Here is a 19287-nt window from a genome sequence, read left to right on the forward strand (position 1 = left end):
AGGGGCCCTGTTTGCGATCCGGGATTGACGGGTCAATCGTTGCTGCTGCCCAGGCCGAGGATGGCCAGCAGGCTCTGGAACACGTTGAACGCGTCCAGGTACAGCGCCAGCGTGGCGGTGATGTAGTTCGTCTCGCCGCCGTCGAGGATGCGCTTGACGTCGTAGACCATGAAGCCGCTGAAGATGCCGATGGCCATCACGCTGATCACCAGCATGCCGGTCGTCGAGCCGACGAACACGTTGATGATCGAGCCGACCACCAGCGCCAGCGCGCCGACGAACAGGAACTTGCCGAAGCCCGACAGGTCGCGCTTGATGAACGTCGCCATCGTCGCCATCGCGAAGAAGATGGCCGCGGTGCCGCCGAAGGCAGTCATCACGATCGTGCCGCCGTCCTTCAGGCCCAGGATGACCGCAAGCAGGCGCGAGAGCATCAGGCCCATGAAGAAGGTGAAGCCCAGCAGCACGCCGATGCCTGCCGCGGAGTTCTTGGTCTTCTCGATCGCGAACATGAAGCCGAACGCGCCGCCCAGGAACACGATCAGACCGAGCCCGCCGGTCAGGCCGCGGGTCAGGCCGGTCGCCAGGCCCAGCCAGGCGCCGAGCACGGTGGGCACCAGGCTCAGGGCGAGCAGCCAGTAGGTGTTGCGCAGGACGCGATGGCGTTCCTGCGACGAACCGATCGCATACCCACGGCTGTCGATCACCACTTGCTCGTTCATACGAAAGCTCCTTCCAAGGTGCCGAGTTAGACGGAACGATTCTAGGTTGGTTCCCAGTGCGCGGAAGCGCATGTCCTTGCGTTGCGCGGCGTTTATGCTCGCGGCATGAAAAGCAAACCTGCGCTCGAACTGGCCGATGTCAAGGCCATCGCTGCCGCCGCGGAAGCGGAAGCCCTGAAGCACCAGTGGGCGGTGTCCATCGCCATCGTCGACGACGGCGGCCACTTGCTGTGGTTGCAGCGCCTGGACGGCGCAGCCCCGATCTCCGCGCAGATCGCGCCGGCGAAGGCGCGCACCGCGGCGGTTGGCCGCCGCGAGAGCCGGCTCTACGAGGAGATGGTCAACGGCGGCCGCGTCTCGTTCCTGAGCGCCCCGGGCCTCGAAGGCCTGCTGGAAGGCGGCGTGCCGGTCCTCAAGGATGGGCAGTGCCTGGGCGCGGTGGGGGTCAGCGGCGTGAAGTCGACGGAAGACGCGCAGATCGCGCGGGCGGGCATCGCCGCGATCGGGCTCTGAGGCTCAGCCGCGCAGCACCCAGCGCGCGGCGACCAGGACGACGCCCGCGCTCAGGCCGAGCAGGAGGACGAGGAATTCCATCCGGGCAGGTCCGAGCGGTCCTGCTGGCCGCGCAGGGCGGCCACCGGGAAGGTGGCACTGCACTGGTTGACGATGTCGCGCGCGCAGCCTTCGCACTGGCCGCACTGCGTCGCCACGCCGAGCTCGAACTGGATGTCGTCGAAGGTCATGCCGGCCTTCGCATGGCGGGTGATCTCGCGGTCGGAGATGCGGCGGCAGACACAGACGATCATCGGGAACGGCTCAGGTGGATGGTGGCGTTGGGCGAGGCGGCACTCAGTATAAATGCGAATCGCTCGCATTGGCAATCTATAATTGCGTCAAATCCCTCCGGGCCACCTGACCAATGACCGTCGACACCGTCCTTTCCCCGGCGCTGCAGGCCGATGCCGCGCCTGTAGCCGCTGAGCTCGCCCAGCGGCTGGACGGCGCGCCCCCGGGCGTGCCGTTCCGGGTGCGGCACGTCGATCACGACCCGGCCGTGCCCGAGCGCGCCCGCCAGCTGGAGGAGATCGGTTTCTTTCCCGGTGAGCACGTGACCGTGATGGCGCGCGGCTTGCCGGGCGGCGACCCGCTGGCCGTACGCATCGGCCTGTCCACCTTCGCCCTGCGCCGGGCCGAGGCCGCCTGCGTGCGCATCGAGCCGGTGCCCCGCGCGGCAGCGGGATGAAGGAAGCCGTCATCCACCTGCACCCGCCGGGGCGCCTGGCGGCGCTGGTGGGCAACCCCAACGCCGGCAAGACGGCGCTGTTCAACCGCCTCACCGGCAGCAGCCAGAAGGTCGCGAACTACGCCGGCGTCACCATCGAGCGCAAGGAGGGCCGCCTGGCCCTCGCGTCGGGCAAGACCGTGCGCGTGCTGGACCTGCCCGGCACCTACAGCCTGCATCCGCGCTCGCCCGACGAGCGCATCACGTGCGACGTGCTCCTGGGCACGGCGCAAGGCGAGAAGCGCCCGGACCTCGTCGTCTGCGTGCTCGACGCCACCAACCTGCGCCGCAGCCTGCGGCTGGTGCTGGGCGTGCAGCGCATGGGGCTGCCCTGCGTGGTCGCGCTGAACATGGCGGACCTGGCGGCGCAGCGCGGGCTGCGCATCGATGCGCAGGCGCTGTCGCGTGAGCTGGGCGTTCCCGTCGTCACGACGGTGGCCGTGGAGGGCAACGGCGACGCAGCGCTGCGCGACTTGCTCGAGCGCCCCGAGGTGTGGACACAAGCGGCGGCCCCCGTCGCACGCAACGACGACGTGCCCGATCACGAAGTGGTGCGCGGCATCCTCGAGCGGCTCGGGCTCGACACCGCCGCGCCCCATCTGGCCAGCGACCGAATCGATCGCGTCGTGTTGCATCCGGTGCTCGGGCCCGTGCTGCTGGCCGTGCTGCTGTTCCTCGTGTTCCAGGCGGTGTTCGCGTGGGCCGAGGTGCCGAAAGGCGTCATCGAGGGCGCGGCCGGATGGATCAGCGACGGCATCACCGCGGCACTGCCGGACGGATTGCTCCGCAGCTTCCTGGTGGACGGTCTTGTCGCCGGCGTCGGCGGCGTGCTGGTGTTCCTGCCGCAGATCCTGATCCTGTTCTTCTTCATCCTCGTGCTCGAGGAATCGGGCTACTTGCCGCGCGCCGCGTTCCTGCTGGATCGGTTGATGGGCGGGGTGGGGCTGTCCGGCCGCTCGTTCATCCCGCTGCTTTCGAGCTTCGCGTGCGCCATCCCGGGGATCATGGCGACGCGCACGATCTCGAACCCGCGCGACCGCCTCGTGACGATCATGATCGCGCCGATGATGACCTGCTCGGCGCGGCTGCCGGTGTACGCGCTGCTGATCGGCGCGTTCATCCCGCATCGCGATATCGGTGCCGGCATCGAACTGCAGGGGCTGGTGCTGTTCGTGCTCTACGTCGCCGGCATCGTCGGTTCGCTGGCCGTCGCGTGGATCCTCAAGCGCACCACGGCCAAGGGCCTGCCGCGCCCGCTGATGATGGAGCTGCCCACGTACCACTGGCCGCACTGGCGCAACGTGGCGCTCGGGCTGTGGCAACGCGCGGTGATCTTCCTGCGCCGCGTCGGCGGGATCATCCTGGTGCTGACGATCGCGCTGTGGGTGCTGGCGACGTTCCCGGGTGCGCCTGCGGACGCAACGCGCCCTGCGATCGAATACAGCTTCGCCGGGATGCTGGGCAAGGGCCTCGCGGTGCTGCTGGCGCCGATCGGCTTCAACTGGCAGATCAGCATCGCGCTCGTGCCGGGCCTGGCGGCGCGCGAGGTGGCGGTCAGTTCCCTCGGGACGGTCTACGCGCTGTCGGGGGTGAAGGACAACGCGGCGCAGGCGCTCGGGCCGATCATCGCGCAGAGCTGGAGCCTGGCGACAGCGCTGTCGCTGCTGGCCTGGTACGTGTTCGCGCCGCAGTGCCTGTCGACGCTGGCCACCGTCAAGCGCGAGACCGGTGGCTGGAAGTGGGCGCTGGTGATGGCCGGCTACCTGTTCGCGCTGGCGTACGTGGCGTCGTTCGCCACGTACCGCATCGCGCTGGCGCTCGGCTGGGGCTAGACGTGGAAGAGGGCCTCAGCCCTCGATCTCGCCCATCGCCGACTGCAGGTAGTTCTGCAGCCCGATCTTGCCGAGCAGGTCGATCTGGGTCTCGAGCCAGTCGATGTGTTCCTCGGTGTCCTCGAGGATGGCGACCAGGATCTCGCGCGAGACGAAGTCCTGCGCCTGTTCGCACGCGACGATGCCCGCCTTGACGGTGGCCTGCGCGCCGCGCTCGCTCTGGAGGTCGCCGTCGAGGATCTCCGGCACGTCCTCGCCCACGAGCAGCTTGCCCAGGTCCTGCAGGTTCGGCAGGCCGTCCAGCATCAGGATGCGTTCCATCAGCTTGTCGGCGTGCTTCATCTCGCCGATGGACTCCTCGTATTCCTTTTTCGCGAGCCGCTCCAGGCCCCAGTGCTTGAGGATGCGGTAGTGCAGGAAGTACTGGTTGGTCGCCGTCAGCTCGTTCTTCAGCTGCGCCTGCAGGTGCTGGATGACGCCCGGGTTGCCTTGCATTGTTGTTCTCCTGATTGCGAGGCCCACATTCTCGCCGCGGAGGCGCGGCCTGCACGCAAGCCCACACGCACGCGGACGGCGTGCGTGTGAGAAGCGTTCGTGTTCAGGCCGCGGCCGGTGCAGAGCTGCGGATCAAGTGGTCGAACGCACCGAGCGCCGCCTTCGCGCCGTCGCCTGCGGCGATGATGATCTGCTTGTACGGCGTCGTGGTCGCGTCACCCGCGGCGAACACGCCGGGGACCGACGTCTGGCCCTTCGCGTCGACCACGATCTCGCCATGGCGCGACAGTTCGAGCGTGCCCTTGAGCCACTCGGTGTTGGGCACCAGGCCGATCTGCACGAACACGCCCTCGAGCTCGACGTGCTGCTGCTCGCCGGACACGCGGTCCTTGTAGCGGAGGCCATTGACCTTCTGGCCATCGCCCGTGACCTCGGTCGTCTGCGCGTTCAGGATCGTCGTCACGTTGGGCAGGCTGGCGAGCTTGCGCTGCAGCACCGCGTCCGCGCGCAGCTGGTCCGCGAACTCGATCAGCGTCACGTGCGCGACGATGCCGGCCAGGTCGATCGCGGCCTCGACACCCGAGTTGCCGCCGCCGATGACCGCGACGCGCTTGCCCTTGAACAGCGGGCCATCGCAGTGCGGGCAGTACGCGACGCCCTTGTTGCGGTACTCCGCCTCGCCGGGCACGCCCACCTGGCGCCAGCGCGCGCCGGTCGACAGGATCACGCTGCGCGCCTTGAGGGCGGCGCCGTTCTCCAGCTCGATCTCGATCAGGTCCGAGCCCGCCTTGAGCGCCTTCGCTCGCTGCAGGTTCATGATGTCCACGTCGTAGTGCCGCACGTGCTCTTCCAGCGCCAGCGCGAACTTCGGCCCTTCGGTTTCCTTGACGGAGACGAAGTTCTCGATGCCCAGCGTGTCCAGCACCTGGCCGCCGAAGCGCTCGGACGCGATGCCGGTGCGGATGCCCTTGCGCGCCGCGTACACGGCCGCTGCGGCACCCGCGGGGCCGCCGCCGACGATCAGCACGTCGAACGGGTCCTTGGCCGCGATCTTCTGCGCCTCGCGCTCGCTGCCGCCCTTGTCGACCTTGGCCAGGATTTCTTCCAGCGACATGCGGCCGTTGCCGAACATGGTGCCGTTCAGGAACACCGTCGGCACGCCCATGATCTGGCGTTCCTCGACCTCGCCCTGGAACAGGCTGCCTTCGATCATGGTCGCCTTGATGCGCGGGTTCTGCACCGCCATCAGGTTCAGCGCCTGCACGACGTCGGGGCAGTTGTGGCAGGTGAGCGAGACGTACACCTCGAAGTCCAGGTCGACGTCGAGCGCGCGAACCTGGTCGAGCACCGACTGCTCGACCTTGGGCGGGTAGCCGCCGACCTGCAGCAGCGCCAGCACGAGCGAGGTGAACTCGTGGCCCATGGGCAGGCCGGCGAAGCGCGGGCCATTGGTGCGGCCGGGGGCGTTCAGCGCGAACGAGGGGACGCGGATGGGACCGCCGGGCTCGCCGCGCGTTTCGGCGACGCGCACGAGCTTGGAGGTGTCCGCGATGTCCTGCAGCAGGGCACGCATGTCCTGCGAGGCCTTGGAGTCGTCCAGCACCGCGGTGATCTCCACCGGGCCGGTGATGCGCTCCATGTAGGCGGCGAGTTGGGCTTTGAGGCTGGCGTCGAGCATGGGTGTGGTGTCCTTCGGAAAAGCGAAGGCCCGGGGCGCGTGGGCGCTCCCGGGCCTGTGAGGGGCGCGTCGGGGGACGCCGGCGTCAGATCTTGCCGACGAGGTCGAGCGAAGGCTTCAGCGTCTCGGCGCCTTCTTCCCACTTGGCGGGGCAGACTTCACCCGGGTGCGCGGCGACGTACTGCGCGGCCTTGACCTTGCGCAGCAGGTCGGAGGCGTCACGGCCGATGCCTTCGGCGGTGACTTCCAGCGCCTGGATCACGCCTTGCGGGTCGACGATGAACGTGCCGCGGTCAGCCAGGCCTTCCGCTTCGCGCATGTTCTCGAAGTTGCGCGTCACGGTGCCGGTCGGGTCGCCGATCATCGTGTACTGGATCTTCTTGATCGTGTCCGACGTGTCGTGCCACGCCTTGTGCGTGAAGTGGGTGTCGGTCGACACCGAGTAGATCTCCACGCCCAGCTTCTGGAACTCGGCGTAGTGGTCGGCGACGTCACCCAGTTCGGTCGGGCACACGAAGGTGAAGTCGGCCGGGTAGAAGAAGAACACGGCCCACTTGCCGAGCACGTCCTGTTCGGTGATTTCGATGAACTTGCCGGCCTTGAAGGCGGTGGCCTTGAAGGGCTTGATCTTGGTGTTGAGCACGGACATGGTGGGTTCCTCTCGTGGGGTGTGGTTGTGGGATGGCATCGAGTGTGGCCTCCCGCGCGCGATTGATCAATTCGATTGAATCAATGCACCTGATCAACGAAGGCTATTGACGTACCGCGCCGTCAGGCGGCGACGTGCAGACGAGTCGCTCAGTACTCCAGCCGCTCGGGCCGGATTTCCTGCAGGATGGTGGTGGCGATTTCCTCGATCGACTTGGTCGTCGTCGACAGCCACCGGATGCCCTCGCGGCGCATCATGGCCTCCGCCTCCGCGACTTCCGTGCGGCAGTTGTCCAGCGCCGCGTAGCGAGAGTTCGGCCGGCGCTCGTGGCGCACTTCGGCCAGTCGCTCCGGCTGGATCGTCAGGCCGAAGATCTTCTTGCGGTGCGGCGCCAACGCGGCGGGCAGCTTCTGCCGATCGAAGTCCTCCGGGATCAGCGGGTAGTTGGCCGCCTTCAACCCGTGCTGCATCGCGAGGTACAGCGAGGTCGGCGTCTTGCCGCTGCGGCTGACGCCCACGAGGATCACGTCGGCCTGCTCGAGGTCGCGGTTGCTCTGGCCGTCGTCGTGCGCCAGGCTGAAATTGATGGCTTCGATGCGGTCGTGGTACGCCTGGCTCTTGCTGACGTCGGAGAAGCGGCCCACCCGGTGGTTGGACTTCATCCCCAGTTCGATCTCCAGCGGGCGCACGAAGGTGCCGAACATGTCCAGCAGCATCGCCTTGCAGCCGTCCTCGATGACCTGGAGGATCTCCACGTTCACCAGCGTCGTGAAGACGATCGGCCGGCGGCCTTCGACCTCAGCCGTGTGGTTGACCTGCCGCACCACCTGGTGCGCCTTGTCGACCGTGTCGATGAAGGGCAGGCGCACGTGGCGCGGCTTGAACTCGAACTGCGCCAGGATCGCGTTGCCGAAGGTCTCGGCGGTGATGCCGGTGCCGTCGGAGATGAAGAAGACGGTGCGGGAATGCATGGCCACGGCCGGCATCGTAGCGCCCATGGGCCACCCCCGGCGCGGCGGTCCCGTGCCTACAATCCCTGCAACACCTCCGCCTTGCGCCCCATGGTCCCCGGCCCACTCGAACAAGCACATCGCCGCGACCTCGGCGCGCCCCGGCTGCGCCGGCGCGCGGACATGCTTTCAACTTCCGGAGCTTTCCCATGTCTGCACGTTTCGAGGCGACCGCCCTGGTCGTACCGTTTGAGAACCTGAGGATGTCCGACGTCGAGGCGGTCGGCGGCAAGAACGCCAGCCTCGGCGAGATGATCTCGCAGCTGCCGCAGGGCGTGCGCGTCCCCACCGGGTTCGCGACCACCGCCCACGCGTTCCGCGAGTTCCTGGGCGTCGGCGGCCTGGCCGACCGCATCGCGCAGCGTCTCAAGACCCTGGACACGGAGGACGTGCGTGCGCTCGCGGCGGCCGGCGCCGAAATCCGCGGCTGGGTCGAGGCACAGCCGTTCCCGCCGGAGCTCGAGCGCGAGATCCGCGCCTCGTTCGAGAAGCTGCAGGGCGGCAACGCCGACGCGAGCTTCGCCGTGCGCTCGTCGGCCACCGCCGAAGACCTGCCCGATGCGTCGTTCGCCGGCCAGCAGGAGACCTTCCTCAACGTCGTGGGCATCGAGCAGGTGCTGCACAAGGTCAAGGAAGTGTTCGCCTCGCTCTACAACGACCGGGCCATCAGCTACCGCGTGCACAAGGGCTTCGCGCACGCCGACGTGGCGCTGTCCGCCGGCATCCAGCGCATGGTGCGCAGCGACCTCGGCGCGGCGGGCGTGATGTTCACGATCGACACCGAGTCGGGCTTCCCGGACGTGGTGTTCATCACCTCCAGCTACGGCCTGGGGGAGACGGTGGTGCAGGGCGCCGTGAACCCGGACGAGTTCTACGTCCACAAGCCGATGCTCCAGGCCGGCAGGAAGGCCGTGATCCGGCGCAACCTCGGCTCCAAGCTGATCCAGATGGTGTTCAGCACGCCTGAAGAGCGCGCCGCCAGCGGCAAGCTGGTCAAGACGACCGATGTTCCGCTCGAGCAACGCAACCGCTATTCGCTGACCGATGCGGACGTCGAGGAACTGGCGCGCTACGCGCTGGTGATCGAGCAGCACTACGGCCGCCCGATGGACATCGAGTGGGGCAAGGACGGCGGCGACGGCAAGCTTTACATCCTGCAGGCGCGCCCCGAGACCGTGAAGAGCCAGCAGCACGGCAAGGCGGAGATGCGCTACAAGCTCAAGGGCAAGGGCGCCGTGCTCGCCGAAGGCCGCGCCATCGGCCAGAAGATCGGTACCGGGCCCGTGCGCCTGGTGCACAGCATCTCCGAGATGGACAAGGTGCAGGCGGGTGACGTCCTCGTCACGGACATGACCGACCCGAACTGGGAGCCCGTGATGAAGCGCGCCAGCGCCATCGTCACCAACCGCGGCGGCCGAACCTGCCACGCGGCCATCATCGCGCGCGAGTTGGGCATCCCCGCCGTCGTCGGCTGCGGCGACGCCACCAGCCTGCTCAAGGACGGCACGCTGGTCACCGTGAGCTGCGCCGAGGGCGACACCGGCTTCATCTACGACGGCTTGCTGGAGACGGAAGTCACCGAGGTCAAGCGCGGCGACATGCCCGACATCGCCGTGAAGATGACGATGAACGTCGGCAACCCGCAGCTCGCGTTCGACTTCGCGCAACTGCCGAACCATGGCGTCGGCCTGGCACGGCTCGAATTCATCATCAACAACAACATCGGCGTCCACCCGAAGGCGATCCTCGACTACCCGAACGTCGACGCCGACCTGAAGAAGGCGGTGGAGTCGGTGGCCCGCGGCCATGCGTCGCCGCGCGCGTTCTATGTCGACAAGGTCGCCGAAGGCGTGGCCACCATCGCGGCGGCCTTCTGGCCCAAGCCGGTGATCGTGCGGCTGTCCGACTTCAAGAGCAACGAGTACCGCAAGCTCATTGGCGGCAGCCGCTACGAGCCGGAGGAAGAGAACCCGATGCTGGGCTTCCGCGGTGCCGCGCGCTACATCAGCAACGAGTTCCGCGAGGCGTTCGCCATGGAGTGCGAGGCGCTGCTGCGCGTGCGCCGCGACATGGGCCTGACGAACGTCGAGATCATGGTGCCGTTCGTGCGCACGCTGGGCCAGGCCGACCGCGTCACCAAGCTGCTGGCGGAGCAGGGCCTGCGCCGCGGCCAGGACGGCCTGAAGGTGATCATGATGTGCGAAGTGCCGAGCAACGCCATCCTGGCCGACGAATTCCTCGAGTACTTCGACGGCTTCTCGATCGGCTCCAACGACCTCACCCAACTCACGCTGGGGCTGGACCGCGACTCGGGGCTCGAACTGCTTGCCGCCGATTTCGACGAGCGCGACCCCGCCGTGCGCGCGATGCTCTCGCGCGCCATCGCCGCCTGCCGCAAGCAGGGCAAGTACGTGGGCATCTGCGGGCAGGGCCCCAGCGACCACCCGGACTTCGCCCAGTGGCTCGCGGACGAGGGCATCACCTCGATCTCGCTCAATCCTGACAGCGTGATCGACACCTGGCACCAGCTCGCCGCGCGCTGACGCGAGCATTCCCTGAGCAGGGCCGCCTCCGCGCGGTGCGATGATCCGCGCCGGAGGGCCTGTTCACCCGATGGCTGACACCGACCACCAGCCGGTGCGCTACGCGCGCCGGCTGGCCCGCATCCTGGGGCTGTACACCGCCGGACTGTGCGGCACGCTGGCGCTGCTCGCGTGGGCCGAGCAACAGGGCCTCGCGCGCCATTGGCTCGGGCCCATGTTCCTGTTCGGCACGGTGATGGTCTATGCCGGCATCGGCATCTGGGGCCGCACCACCGACCCGGAGGAGTACTACGTCGCCGGCCGGCGCATCCCGGCCTTCTACAACGGCATGGCGACGGCGGCCGACTGGATGAGCGCCGCCTCGTTCATCAGCCTCGCCGGTGGCCTCTACCTGCAAGGCTTTTCCGGCACGCCGGGGCAACCGGGCGGCCTGGCCTACGTCCTGGGATGGACCGGCGGTTTCTGCCTCGTTGCGCTGCTGGTCGCGCCGTACCTGCGCAGCCTGGGGCTCTACACGCTGCCGGATTACTTCCAGGTCCGATTCGGCGGCGCGTGGCCGCGGCGGCTCGCCGCCCTCGGCGCCATCCTCTGCTCATTCACCTATGTCGTCGCGCAGATCTACGGCATCGGCCTCATCGCGTCGCGGCTCACCGGCGTGCAGTTCGAGATCGGCATCCTGCTCGGGCTGGGCGGCGTGCTCCTGTGCTCCTTCCTCGGAGGCATGCGCGCGGTCACGTGGACGCAGGTCGCGCAGTACGTGGTGCTGCTTCTGGCGTTCCTCATCCCCGTGTCGTGGCTCGCGTACAAGCAGGTGGGCAGTCCTTTCGCGCCGCTGGTGGTGGGCCACCAGCTGGAGAAGATCGAGCGGCTCGAACGCGAGCTGGTCGAGTCGCCCGGCGAGAAGGCGGTGCAGGCCGAATCGCTGCGGCGGGCGCGCCAGTACGAAGCCTGGCTGCAGGACGTGGACGGGTCGCTGCGCTCGCAGCGCCTGGCTGCGCAGGAACGCGTGCGCGAGTTGCGCGCCCGCGGCGCCGACTCCTCGCAGTTGTTCGCCGCACAACGCGCGCTCAACGCGCTGCCGCGCACTGGGGCGGCGGCCCGCGAGCAGTGGACGCGCGCGCTGCAGGAGAGCCTGGATCGATCGCGTCCCCTCAGTGGCCTGCCGCCGCATTCGCAGCCCTTCGCGGGCGACCCCGACGGGACGCCCGCCGAGCGCGAGGCGTTCGACACGTCGCGGCGCAACTTCCTCGCGCTCATGTTCTGCCTGATGGTGGGCACCGCCGGCCTGCCGCACCTGCTCACGCGCTTCTACACGACGCCCGACGTGCCGCAGGCCCGCCAGTCGGTGGCTTGGGCGCTGTTCTTCATCTGCCTGCTGTACTTCAGCGTGCCGGCGCTGGCCGTGCTGGTGAAGTACGAGGTGATGCAGCACCTGGTGGGCAGTTCGTTCGACGCGCTGCCGTCCTGGATCGTGCAGTGGGCGCGCGTGGACCCCGCCCTGGTGTCGGTGAGCGACATCAACGGCGACGGCCGCCTGCAGTTCGGCGAACTTCGGCTCGGCGCCGACGTGATCATGCTGGCCACGCCCGAGATCGGCGGGCTGCCTTACGTGGTGTCGGCGCTCGTCGCGGCTGGCGGCCTGGCCGCCGCGCTGTCGACCGCCGACGGCCTGCTGCTGACGATCAGCAATGCCATGGTGCGCGACCTGTACAGCCGCGACGTGCGGCCGCAGATGGCCGCGGAGCAGCGCGTGATCCTGTCCAAGTTCGCGCTGCTCGCGGTCGCCTTGCTGGCGGCCCTCGTGGCGTCGCTCAAGCCGGCGGACATCCTGCCGCTGGTGTCCGCGTCGTTCTCGCTCGCGGCCGCGACCTTCGTCCCCGCCCTGGTGCTCGGCATTTTCTGGGGGCGCACGACCCGCGCCGCTGCGGTGGCCGGGATGGCCGTGGGCTTGGTCCTCACGTCCTGGTACATCGTCGCCAACGCCGCGTGGCTGCGCGGGGCGTTGGGCCTGCAGGGCGGCGGCCCGCAGTGGTTTGGCATCGTGCCCGTCTGCTCCGGCGTGTTCGGCGTCGCCGCGGGGCTGGCAACGATCGTCGTGGTGAGCCTGGCCCGCCCGCGGGGCCTTCCGGCACCGGCGCCGGCGAGGGGGTGACGATGGCGCCGGACCTCCAGGCCCACAGCGCGCCGGCGCCCCTCGACGGGGCGGCCGATCCGCTGCGCCAAGCCCGGTCACCCGCGACGCGTCGCCTGACCGCCGCGCTGCTGCTGGTCTGGGCCGTGGTGACCTTCGTGCTGGCGTACTTCGCCCGGGACCTGCACTTCACGCTGTTCGGTTGGCCCTTCAGCTTCTGGCTCGGCGCGCAGGGCGGGTTGCTGGCCTACCTGGCCATCACCTGGGCGTACGCACGCGGCATGGACCGGCTGGATCGCCGCGCGGCCGAGCCACGGCAGCCGGCCGGGTAGGGCGTTCGCCCCGCCTGCGGTACAATCGTGGGCTTTGCCTTGCCGCACTCCGTCTTGACGCCGGGGGCGGCAGTTCCGCCGGGGCCTTCGCGGCCCGGCACTTCCCCAAGGAGAGTCCATGCGTCACTATGAAATCGTGCTGCTGATCCACCCGGACCAGAGCGAGCAGGTTCCGGCCATGCTGGAGCGTTACAAGGGCATGATCACCGCCGGGGGCGGGAAGGTGCACCGGGTCGAGGACTGGGGCCGCCGCCAGCTGGCCTACCAGATCAACAAGCTCGCCAAGGCCCACTACCTTTGCCTCAACATCGAGGCCGGCCAGGACGTGATGGGCGAGCTCGAGCACGCCTTCCGCTTCAACGACGCCGTGCTGCGCCACCTGACGGTGCAGAAGAAGAAGGCCGACACCGGCCCGTCTTCCATGATGAAGACGGTCGAGCGCGAAGAGGCCCGCAAGGCCGCCCAGTCGGAGTACCAGTCGTAAGGCGCGCCACGCGCGGGACTGCCCGGCCTTGAACCAGGTCGCGCTCACCGCCCGGATCGCCGAAGCCAGCGCGCTGCGCTACACCCCCGCGGGCCTGCCGGCCCTGGACCTGCGACTCGAGCACGAGTCGATGGCCACCGAGGCGGGGCAGCGACGCGAGGTGAAGGCGGCGGTCAGGGCCAAGGCGATCGGGAGCGTGGCGGAAGCCATCGCCCGGCAACCGGTCGGCAGTCCCTGGACGTTCCAGGGCTTCCTGGCCACCCCGCGCAACGGCAAGCACCCCGTACTGCACATCCAGTCATTCGAACCCGCTGAACCAACGTAAGAGGTCCACATGGCCACGTTCAAGAAATTCAACAAGGACAAGCGTCCGAAGCGCAACACCCAGTCGCTGCTGTTCAAGCGCAAGCGCTTCTGCCGCTTCACCGTCGCCGGCGTCGAGGAAATCGACTACAAGGACATCGACACCCTGCGCGACTTCATCTCCGAGAACGGCAAGATCATCCCGGCGCGCCTGACCGGCACCCGCGCGATCTACCAGCGCCAGCTGAACACCGCCATCAAGCGCGCGCGCTTCCTGGCCCTGGTGCCGTACACCGACCAGCACCGCATCTGAGGGGAACGCACATGCAAGTCATCCTGCTGGAAAAGGTCGTCAACCTCGGCAACCTGGGCGAGATCGTCAAGGTCAAGGACGGGTACGCCCGCAACTTCCTGATCCCGACGGGCCAGGCCCGCCGTGCGACGGAAGCGAACAAGGCCGAATTCGAAGCCAAGCGCGTCGAACTCGAGAAGGCCGCAGCCGCCAAGCTGGCCGAGTCGCAAGCCCAGGGCGAAAAGCTCTCGGGCACGACCGTCAAGGTCACGCAGAAGGCTGGCGTCGACGGCCGCCTGTTCGGCTCCGTCACCAACTTCGACATCGCCGAGGAACTCAATCGCCTGGGCTACAAGGTCGCGAAGGCGCAAGTGCGCATGCCCAACGGCCCGATCAAGACGGTGGGCGATTCCACCGTCAGCGTCGCGCTGCACACGGACGTCGTCGTCGACATCAACGTCACCGTCTACGGCGAAACGGCGTAAGCCGACGATCGCGGGACGAGGCTGCCTTCGCGCAGCCCGGTCCTTGTGGAAAGCCGCCTCCGGGCGGCTTTTTCATTGGGCGTTCCACAGGTTCGCGGGTGGTTGTCCACACGATCTCCCCGGCGTTGTGCGTGGACAAAACGACAGTGCGGGAGCACAGTCACTGCCGAGGAGAACCCCGCCCGAATGTCCGCTGTCCTGACGCCCGTCAACGACGAATTCCCGCGCGACCGCCAGGTCGCGCAACTGCGCGTGCCGCCCCATTCGGTGGAGGCGGAATCCAGCGTGCTGGGCGGCCTTCTGATCGACAACGGCGCGTGGGACCGAGTGGGCGACCTGCTCACCGACGGCGACTTCTACCGCTACGAGCACCGCCTGATCTACGCGGCCATCGGCACGCTGGTCAACGGCAGCCGGCCGGCCGACGTGATCACGGTCTACGAGAACCTGCAGTCGCTCGGCAAGGCCGAGGAAGTCGGCGGCCTCGCGTACCTGAACGGCCTGGCGCAGTACGTGCCCAGTGCCAGCAACATCCGCCGCTACGCCGAGATCGTCCGCGAGCGCTCCATCCTGCGCAAGCTGGTGTCTGCGTCGGACGAGATCGCCACCGCCGCCTTCAACACGCAGGGCCGCGCGGTCGACCAGATCCTGGACGAGGCCGAGCAGAAGATCTTCAACATCGGCGAGGAAGGCTCGCGGATGAAGCAGGGCTTCCAGGGCATGGACAGCCTGGTGGTGCAGCTGCTGGATCGCGTGCAGGAGATGGCGGACAACCCGAACGACATCACGGGCGTCCCCACCGGCTTCCACGATCTCGACCGCATGACGTCCGGCTTGCAGGCGGGTGACCTGGTCATCCTCGCGGCGCGTCCGTCGATGGGCAAGACCGCGTTCGCGATCAACATCGCCGAGCACGTCGCGCTGAACGAGGGCCTGCCGGTCGCCGTGTTCTCGATGGAAATGGGCGCCTCGCAGCTGGCCGTCCGTATCGTCGGCTCCATCGGCCGCATCGACCAGGGCCACCTGCGCACCGGCAAGCTCACGGACGACGAATGGCCGCGGCTCACCGAGGCCATCGAGCGGCTTCGCAACGTATCGCTGCACATCGACGAGACGCCCGGCCTCACGGTGAGCGAACTGCGCGCCAACGCGCGGCGGCTGGCGCGCCAGTGCGGCGGCAAGCTGGGAATGATCGTCGTCGACTACCTGCAGCTCATGAGCGTGTCGGGCGGCATGGCCGACGAGAACCGCGCCACGGCCGTCGGCGAGATCTCGCGTGGCCTGAAGATGCTGGCGAAGGAACTGGGCTGCCCGGTCATCGCGCTGTCGCAGCTGTCGCGCGGCGTCGAGGCCCGCACCGACAAGCGCCCGATGATGAGCGACCTGCGCGAGTCGGGCGCCATCGAGCAGGACGCCGACGTCATCATGTTCATCTACCGCGACGACTACTACAACAAGGACTCCAAGGAGCCCGGCGTCGCGGAAATCATCATCAGCAAGCAGCGGAACGGCCCCACGGGGACCTGCAAGCTGGCCTTCCTGAAGCCGCTCACCAAGTTCGAGTCGCTCGCCAGCGGCGGCAGCGACGACTTCTGAGCGCGCCTACCAGGCAAAGTAGGGCCCGGCGCCGCCGGGCGTCTGCTGCCCCGAGATCGCGGTGAACACCGACCGCCCGAAGAAGAACGGCAGGCCCCAGTCGAAGCTCTGGGTCAGCGACGGCCCGGGGTCGCCCCCGATGTGGGCCGCCGTGGTGGTGGCCGGCAGCGGGTCCACGCCCTCGACGAAGAACTCCACCTGCCGGCTCGCGCCGTTCTGGCCGACCTGTGTCGCGGTGAGTGTCGTGGCGGTCGGCGGGCAATAGAAGTCGGTCGAGACGCTGCACTCCGGCAGGCCGGCGTCGGTGAAGAAGAAGCCGTTCGAGCCGCTGTCGATGAAGCTGCGCGGGTAGGCGACGCCGTTGTACGTGGTGCTGAAGTAGCCGCGCGCATCGGTCGTCATCACGGTCGCCGTCCCGAGCTGGTTGTTGGCCTGGGTGCCGATGCCCAGCAGCAGGGAGCCCGTGACGCGCGGCGCTCCGCCGGGCGGCACCGCAGGCAGCACCAGCACCACGCCGTTGTTGTCGGCGGGCAGCCTGGCCACCGGGTTGGTCACCTGCGAGGCGACGGCAACGGTGCCCACGCCGCAGCCGCTGGCCGGGCAGCCGAAATAGACCGCCGGGACGCCCGGCCCGATGTCGCACGCGGACCCGCAGTCCTGCACGAACTGGCCGACGCCCAGGATGCCCTTGGCGTCGCCGTTGCCGTGGATGTCGCCGCCCGTGTTGGTGCAGGACGGGGGAACGGTCGGGAATGCCGGATCGTTGATGACCTGCACCGACACGCCGGGCGCGGTCTGGCTGCCCAGGCGGATGTCCGCGCGCTTGACGCTGCCCCAGGCGAAGCCGCTGGCGAACTGCGCGCACTCGGCGGCGGGATTGCCGGCGTTGGTCGTCACGCCGGGCAGTGCGAGGGACGCCACCGCGGCGGCGGACAGGCGCAGCCCCGTGGAGCCGGTGTCGACGAGCACGTGGTCGATGTCGAGGCAGGTGGTGCTGCCCGGCACGCACACGGTGACGGTGACGTAGGGCACGTTGATCGCGCCCTTGTTCACGCCGGAATCGATCACCACCCGCAGCACGTTGGCGCCCGCGATGACCGGTCCGTCGATGCCAGTCGCGGGCGGGGGCGTCGACGTGTCGGCCGTCGGGGTGGTCGCGTCGCCGCCCCCACCGCCGCCGCAACCGGCGAGCAGCACGACGAGCAGCCAGGCCAGCCAGCGGTGGGAGGAAGAGGGCGAGCGCTTCATGGGATCTGCCGGGTGTCGAACCCGGCCGGCAGTTTCGGTGGCAGCCACGCGCGCCCGTCGAAGGCGCCCATGTGGCCCGCGGAGACCAGCATCAGGTCGGGGCGGTTGATGCTGAGGGCGGAGGTGCGGCCGCGGCCGGTGCCGGCAGTGGCCAGGCGATCGAACGACGGGCCGAGCAGGGCGCGCAGGTCCGGCAGGAACGGTCCGGACCACGCGACGGCGAACACGGTGCCGCCTGCATCGACGAACTCGGTGACCACGGTGCCGGTGTCGAGCGTGCGCTGCACGCGCGTGTATGCGGCGCCCTGGGGCGTGGCGGCAGGTTGGACGATGGCGCCGGCGGTTGCGGGACCGGCCGGCTGGCCGAGACCTGCCGTGGCGGGCAGGGCGCAGGCCGCGGCGAGCGCGAGGAGGAATCGGGGCAATGCGGTCATGGTGTGGCGGCGCAGGCGAACGGAGCGCGCCGCGAGATCATCGCGGCGCGACCGGTGCCTGGCAATCAGAGGACTTCGCTGGCGAAATCGGCCAGCCGGGAGCGCTCGCCACGCGCCAGGGTGATGTGCCCGCTGTGCGGCCAGCCCTTGAACTTGTCGACCGCGAAGGTGAGGCCGGACGAGCCCTCCGTGAGGTACGGCGTGTCGATCTGCGCGAGGTTGCCCATGCAGATGATCTTGGTGCCGGGGCCCGCACGCGTGATCAGCGTCTTCATCTGCTTGGGCGTGAGGTTCTGCGCCTCGTCGATGATCACGTACTTGTTCAGGAACGTGCGGCCCCGCATGAAGTTCATGCTCTTGATCTTGATGCGCGAGCGGATCAGCTCGTTGGTCGCGGCGCGCCCCCATTCGCCGGCGCCGGTGTCGGTCTTGCCGAGCACCTCGAGGTTGTCGTCGAGGGCGCCCATCCAGGGGCCCATCTTCTCCTCCTCGGTGCCGGGCAGGAAGCCGATGTCCTCGCCGACGCTGACCGTCGCGCGGGTCATGATGATCTCGCTGTAGCGGCGCTCGTCCAGCACCTGGATCAGGCCTGCCGCCAGCGCCATCAGCGTCTTGCCGGTGCCCGCCGTGCCCGTGAGCGAGACGAAGTCCACCTCCGGGTCCATCAGCAGGTTCATCGCGAAGTTCTGTTCGCGGTTGCGCGTCGTGATGCCCCAGACGGCGTTCTTCAGGTGGCCGTAGTCCTTCAGCGTGCGCAGCACGGCGGTCTTGCCGCGGATCTCGGTGACGCGCGCGTACAGGCTGGGCTCGCCCGGGGCCTCGAAGTAGACGAACTGGTTGATGAACAGGCTGGGAACGATCGGCCCGCTGATCCGGTAGTAGGTGTGCTGGCCGCTCTGCCAGCTCTCCACGGTCTTGCCGTGCTTCGCCCAGAAGTCCGCCGGCAGCGCGAGCGCGCCGGAGTACATCAGGTCCAGGTCGTCCAGCGTCTTGTCGTTGCGGTAGTCCTCGGTCGCCAGGCCCAGCGCGCGCGCCTTGACGCGCATGTTGATGTCCTTGGACACCAGCACCACGTCGCGCGGCGCATGCTGCTCGCGCAGCGCCTGCACGACGCCGAGGATCTGGTTGTCGGCCTTGCCCTGCGGCAGGCTCGGCGGCAGGTGGTTGGCCAGCGACTGGGTCTGGAAGAACAGGTTGCCGCCGGCTTCGCCGTGCCCGGTCGAGTCGAGCTTCAGGCCGGCGGCGATGTCCGCGCCCTGCGCACCGGCGAGCTGGTCCAGCGAGCGGCTGGCCTGGCGCGCGTTGCGGGCGACCTCGGTCGTGCCCTTCTTGTGGCCGTCCAGCTCCTCCAGCACGATCATCGGCAGGAAGATGTCGTGCTCCTCGAAGCGGAACAGGCACATCGGGTCGTGCATCAGCACGTTGGTGTCGAGCACGAACAGCTTGCGCGGGCCGGTCGACCTGGCCTTCTTGCGCGGCGCGGGCTGCTCGCCCTCGACCTGCACCGGCTTGCGGCGGCCGGCCTTCTCGGCCGTGGTGCCGTCGTCGAGGAATGCGACGGCGTGCTGTGCTTCGCCGCCGGCGCGGGGATCGAAGTCCTCGACCTTCGGCCGCTCAGCCAGCGGCGCGTCCGCGCCAGGTGCCTCCGATTTGCGCGCGGCCTTGTGCGAGGACCGGGCCGGGGCGTCGTACGCCTGGGCCGGGAGCAGGGCGGCGCGCTTGGTGGGGGCGGGGGGCAGGGGCATAGGTCGACGACGTCCCGGATGGAAGG

The 19287-nt window shown here is 68.8% G+C and carries 20 protein-coding genes; 11 read left to right on the plus strand and 9 right to left on the minus strand.

Features of this window, described 5'->3' with window-relative positions; all coding sequences use genetic code 11:
• Positions 1 to 32: 32 nt before the first annotated feature.
• Positions 33 to 722 carry a Bax inhibitor-1 family protein gene (locus I8E28_RS10615; RefSeq protein WP_200787989.1) on the minus strand — a complete coding sequence of 230 codons (690 nt, stop codon included), beginning with the start codon at positions 720 to 722 and terminating at the stop codon, positions 33 to 35.
• Positions 723 to 827: 105 nt separating this feature from the next.
• Here I8E28_RS10615 and I8E28_RS10620 point away from each other — a divergent pair, with 105 nt between their 5' ends.
• On the plus strand, positions 828 to 1235 hold the full coding sequence (locus tag I8E28_RS10620) for a GlcG/HbpS family heme-binding protein (RefSeq protein WP_200787991.1): 408 nt from the start codon (positions 828 to 830) through the stop codon (positions 1233 to 1235).
• A 50-nt stretch (positions 1236 to 1285) separates the two neighbouring features.
• Here the strand turns inward: I8E28_RS10620 and I8E28_RS10625 are convergent, their stop codons facing one another.
• Positions 1286 to 1528, minus strand: coding sequence for a (2Fe-2S)-binding protein (locus I8E28_RS10625; protein WP_200787992.1), 243 nt, complete (start codon positions 1526 to 1528; stop codon positions 1286 to 1288).
• 113 nt (positions 1529 to 1641) lie between these two features.
• Here I8E28_RS10625 and I8E28_RS10630 point away from each other — a divergent pair, with 113 nt between their 5' ends.
• Both I8E28_RS10630 and feoB read left to right on the plus strand, forming a co-directional pair.
• Positions 1642 to 1965 (plus strand): FeoA family protein, encoded by a 324-nt coding sequence (locus tag I8E28_RS10630; protein ID WP_200787993.1) that lies wholly within the window; start codon positions 1642 to 1644, stop codon positions 1963 to 1965.
• Positions 1962 to 3836 (plus strand): ferrous iron transporter B, encoded by a 1875-nt coding sequence (gene feoB, locus I8E28_RS10635; RefSeq protein WP_200787994.1) that lies wholly within the window; start codon positions 1962 to 1964, stop codon positions 3834 to 3836. The genes I8E28_RS10630 and feoB overlap by 4 nt, the downstream gene beginning before the upstream one ends.
• Positions 3837 to 3851: 15 nt before the next feature.
• Here feoB and bfr read toward each other — a convergent pair whose 3' ends face one another.
• From bfr to ppsR, 4 genes are all read right to left on the minus strand, one after another.
• Positions 3852 to 4331, minus strand: a complete 480-nt coding sequence (bfr, locus tag I8E28_RS10640; protein WP_200787996.1) for a bacterioferritin — start codon at positions 4329 to 4331, stop codon at positions 3852 to 3854.
• Positions 4332 to 4434: 103 nt separating this feature from the next.
• Positions 4435 to 6009 carry an alkyl hydroperoxide reductase subunit F gene (gene ahpF / locus I8E28_RS10645; RefSeq protein WP_200787998.1) on the minus strand — a complete coding sequence of 525 codons (1575 nt, stop codon included), beginning with the start codon at positions 6007 to 6009 and terminating at the stop codon, positions 4435 to 4437.
• A gap of 85 nt (positions 6010 to 6094) precedes the next feature.
• Positions 6095 to 6658 carry an alkyl hydroperoxide reductase subunit C gene (gene ahpC, locus I8E28_RS10650; protein WP_200788000.1) on the minus strand — a complete coding sequence of 188 codons (564 nt, stop codon included), beginning with the start codon at positions 6656 to 6658 and terminating at the stop codon, positions 6095 to 6097.
• A 149-nt stretch (positions 6659 to 6807) separates the two neighbouring features.
• Entirely contained in the window at positions 6808 to 7629 is an 822-nt protein-coding gene (ppsR, locus tag I8E28_RS10655) for a posphoenolpyruvate synthetase regulatory kinase/phosphorylase PpsR (RefSeq protein ID WP_200790367.1), read from the minus strand.
• A gap of 188 nt (positions 7630 to 7817) precedes the next feature.
• Between ppsR and ppsA the strand changes: the two genes are divergently transcribed.
• From ppsA to dnaB, 8 genes are all read left to right on the plus strand, one after another.
• Entirely contained in the window at positions 7818 to 10211 is a 2394-nt protein-coding gene (gene ppsA / locus I8E28_RS10660; protein WP_200788002.1) for a phosphoenolpyruvate synthase, read from the plus strand.
• Positions 10212 to 10281: 70 nt separating this feature from the next.
• Positions 10282 to 12363: a VC_2705 family sodium/solute symporter gene (locus I8E28_RS10665; protein ID WP_200788004.1), complete on the plus strand. Its 2082-nt coding sequence runs from the start codon at positions 10282 to 10284 to the stop codon at positions 12361 to 12363.
• Positions 12364 to 12365: 2 nt separating this feature from the next.
• Positions 12366 to 12674: a DUF4212 domain-containing protein gene (locus I8E28_RS10670; RefSeq protein ID WP_200788006.1), complete on the plus strand. Its 309-nt coding sequence runs from the start codon at positions 12366 to 12368 to the stop codon at positions 12672 to 12674.
• 118 nt (positions 12675 to 12792) lie between these two features.
• On the plus strand, positions 12793 to 13158 hold the full coding sequence (rpsF, locus tag I8E28_RS10675) for a 30S ribosomal protein S6 (protein WP_200788008.1): 366 nt from the start codon (positions 12793 to 12795) through the stop codon (positions 13156 to 13158).
• Between the two features lie 28 nt (positions 13159 to 13186).
• Positions 13187 to 13483: a primosomal replication protein N gene (priB, locus tag I8E28_RS10680; RefSeq protein WP_200788009.1), complete on the plus strand. Its 297-nt coding sequence runs from the start codon at positions 13187 to 13189 to the stop codon at positions 13481 to 13483.
• A 9-nt stretch (positions 13484 to 13492) separates the two neighbouring features.
• Positions 13493 to 13774, plus strand: a complete 282-nt coding sequence (gene rpsR / locus I8E28_RS10685) for a 30S ribosomal protein S18 (protein ID WP_200788011.1) — start codon at positions 13493 to 13495, stop codon at positions 13772 to 13774.
• Between the two features lie 11 nt (positions 13775 to 13785).
• The gene (rplI, locus tag I8E28_RS10690; protein WP_200788012.1) at positions 13786 to 14238 is read left to right on the plus strand and encodes a 50S ribosomal protein L9; all 453 of its coding nucleotides are present in this window, start codon (positions 13786 to 13788) and stop codon (positions 14236 to 14238) included.
• Between the two features lie 186 nt (positions 14239 to 14424).
• Positions 14425 to 15834: a replicative DNA helicase gene (gene dnaB, locus I8E28_RS10695; protein WP_200788014.1), complete on the plus strand. Its 1410-nt coding sequence runs from the start codon at positions 14425 to 14427 to the stop codon at positions 15832 to 15834.
• Positions 15835 to 15840: 6 nt separating this feature from the next.
• Here dnaB and I8E28_RS10700 read toward each other — a convergent pair whose 3' ends face one another.
• From I8E28_RS10700 to I8E28_RS10710, 3 genes are all read right to left on the minus strand, one after another.
• Positions 15841 to 17082 carry a DUF3443 family protein gene (locus I8E28_RS10700; protein ID WP_200788016.1) on the minus strand — a complete coding sequence of 414 codons (1242 nt, stop codon included), beginning with the start codon at positions 17080 to 17082 and terminating at the stop codon, positions 15841 to 15843.
• Positions 17079 to 17507, minus strand: coding sequence for a DUF2844 domain-containing protein (locus I8E28_RS10705; protein ID WP_239027217.1), 429 nt, complete (start codon positions 17505 to 17507; stop codon positions 17079 to 17081). The genes I8E28_RS10700 and I8E28_RS10705 overlap by 4 nt, the downstream gene beginning before the upstream one ends.
• A gap of 74 nt (positions 17508 to 17581) precedes the next feature.
• Positions 17582 to 19261: a PhoH family protein gene (locus I8E28_RS10710; RefSeq protein ID WP_200788019.1), complete on the minus strand. Its 1680-nt coding sequence runs from the start codon at positions 19259 to 19261 to the stop codon at positions 17582 to 17584.
• Positions 19262 to 19287 lie beyond the last annotated feature (26 nt).

Source organism: Ramlibacter algicola, from assembly GCF_016641735.1.
In the GTDB taxonomy this organism is placed as follows: domain Bacteria; phylum Pseudomonadota; class Gammaproteobacteria; order Burkholderiales; family Burkholderiaceae_C; genus Ramlibacter; species Ramlibacter algicola.